This is a genomic window from Roseateles asaccharophilus, assembly GCF_004362405.1.
Classification (GTDB): Bacteria; Pseudomonadota; Gammaproteobacteria; order Burkholderiales; family Burkholderiaceae_C; genus Kinneretia; species Kinneretia asaccharophila.
In genome coordinates this window covers 1-2,356 of sequence record NZ_SNXE01000018.1, presented here as the reverse complement: position 1 = coordinate 2,356, position 2,356 = coordinate 1, and the positions used below count along the sequence as shown (strand labels likewise).

Sequence of the window (2,356 nt, the reverse complement as noted above, 5' to 3'; positions counted from 1 at the left end):
GCGAAGAGCCGGATGTTCTGGAAGGTGCGGGCGATGCCGGCCTTGGCCACCTGGTGCACGGCCTGCGGGGTGTAGGGCGCGCCGCCGAGCTCGAAGCTGCCGCCGTCCGGGGTGTACAGGCCCGTGATGACGTTGAAGAAGGTGGTCTTGCCCGCGCCGTTGGGGCCGATCAGGCCGTAGACCTGGCCGGCCTTGATCTCGATGCCCACGTCCGAGAGGGCTTGCAGGCCGCCAAAGCGCTTGGACACGCCCTTGACGCTCAGCACGGTGGCGCCGCTGTTGTTGTTGCTGCTCATGGTGTTGTGCTCTCCTGTGACCATGCCTGTGCTCAGGACTGCTTGTTCGGCGCGCCCTTGCCGTGCTCGCGCGCCGGCCACAGCCCGCGCGGGCGCAGCAACATTACGGTGATCATGGCCAGCGCCACCAGCAGCTGGCGCAGGATGGCGGCGTCCAGTCGCCCGCCGGTCATCTCCTGCAGCGGGCCGGCCACATAGCGCAGCACCTCGGGCAGGGCCGCCAGCAGCAGCGCGCCCAGGATCACGCCGGGGATGTGGCCGATGCCGCCCAGCACCACCATGGCCACGATCATGATGGACTCCTGCAGGCTGAAGGACTCCGGCGACACAAAGCCCTGGAAGGCGGCGAACATGCTGCCCGCCACGCCGCCGAAGGTGGCGCCCATGCCGAAGGCCAGCAGCTTCATATTGCGGGTGTTGATGCCCATGGCCTTGGCCGCGATCTCGTCTTCGCGGATGGCCATCCAGGCGCGGCCGATGCGGCTGGTCTCCAGCCGGTAGCAGATCAGCACCGAGATCACCACCAAGCTCAGGAAGAGGTAGTAGTAGAGCGTGACCGAGGGCAGCGTGAAGCCGAAGACCTCCAGCGGCTTGCCCAGGTCGAAGCCGAAGAAGTGGATGGCGTCGATCTGGCCGATGCCGCGTGGGCCGTTGGTGATGTTGACCGGGTGTTCCATATTGTTCAGGAACACGCGGATGATCTCGCCGAAGCCCAGGGTCACGATGGCCAGGTAGTCACCGCGCAGCTTGAGCGTGGGCGCCCCCAGCACCATGCCGAAGAAGCCCGCCAGCGCCGCGCCCAGCGGGATCACGATCCACAGCGGCGAGTGCAGCCCGTCGGGGAACATGGCCCGGAAGGCTTCGAAGTTCTCGCTCAGGTGCGGGCTGGCCAGCAGGCCGAACATGTACGCCCCCACCGCGTAGAAGGCCACATAGCCCAGGTCCAGCAGGCCCGCATAGCCCACCACGATGTTCAGCCCCAGCGCCAGCAGCACGTACAGCAGCGCCAGGTCGATGATGCGCACCGGTCCGTTGCCGAACTGCTGCGCGATCAGCGGCACCACCAGCAGCCCCAGCGCCGCCAGCACGAACACGATCAGTTTGTTCTTTTGCATGGTCTTGTTCTCCTTGCTTGATCAGGCGCGGTCGGCCACGCGCTCGCCCAGCAGGCCCGAGGGACGCAGGGTCAGCACCAGGATCAGCGCGATGAAGGCGAAGATGTCGGCGTAGTGGCTGCCCAGCACTCCGCCGGTCAGCTCTCCCAGATAGCCCGCCCCGATGGCCTCGATCAGGCCCAGCAGGATGCCCCCCACCATGGCGCCGGCCAGGTTGCCAATGCCGCCCAGCACCGCCGCCGTGAAGGCCTTCAGACCCGGCAGGAAGCCCATGGAGTGCTGCACCGTGCCGTAGTTGGCCGCCCACATGATGCCGGCCACCGCCGCCAGCGCCGCCCCGATCACGAAGGTGGCCGAGATCACGAAGTCCGGCTTCACCCCCATCAGCCCCGCCACGCGCGGGTTCTCGGCCGTGGCTCGCATCGCCCGACCCAGCTTGGTGTAGTTCACCAGGTAGATCAGCGCCGCCAGCACCATCACCGTCACGCCCAGGATCAGGCACTGCGTCACCGTGATCACCGGCCCGCCCAGATCGATCGGCGTGGTCGGCAGCAGCAGCGGGAAGGGCTTGGGATTAGGCTTCCAGATGATCATCGCCAGCGTCTGCAGCAGCAGGCTCATGCCCATGGCCGTGATCAGCGGCGCCAACCTCGGCGCATTGCGCAGCGGCCGGTACGCCACCTTCTCCACCGTGAAGTTCAAGACCGTGCACACCACCACCGCACAGGCCAGCGCAATCGACAGCAGCGCCCACCCCGGCAGCCCCGCGCCTTCCAGCACCGTCACCACCGTCCACCCCACCAAGGCCCCGACCATCAAGATCTCGCCATGCGCGAAATTGATCAGGTTGATGATCCCGTACACCATCGTGTACCCCAAGGCCACCAAGGCATACATGCTTCCCAGCACCAGCCCGTTGATGATTTGCTGGAAAAAGATTTCCAT

At 66.5% G+C, this 2,356-nt stretch carries 3 protein-coding genes; all 3 read right to left on the bottom strand.

Annotated elements, in window-relative coordinates; genetic code table 11:
• Positions 1-296 (bottom strand): ATP-binding cassette domain-containing protein (locus tag DFR39_RS19710; RefSeq protein WP_133605551.1); only part of this gene is annotated, 296 nt, incomplete at its 3' end.
• A 32-nt stretch (positions 297-328) separates the two neighbouring features.
• The gene (locus DFR39_RS19705) at positions 329-1,411 is read right to left on the bottom strand and encodes a branched-chain amino acid ABC transporter permease (RefSeq protein WP_133605550.1); all 1,083 of its coding nucleotides are present in this window, start codon (positions 1,409-1,411) and stop codon (positions 329-331) included.
• A gap of 21 nt (positions 1,412-1,432) precedes the next feature.
• On the bottom strand, positions 1,433-2,356 hold a 924-nt coding region (locus tag DFR39_RS19700; RefSeq protein WP_133605549.1), incomplete at its 5' end, for a branched-chain amino acid ABC transporter permease.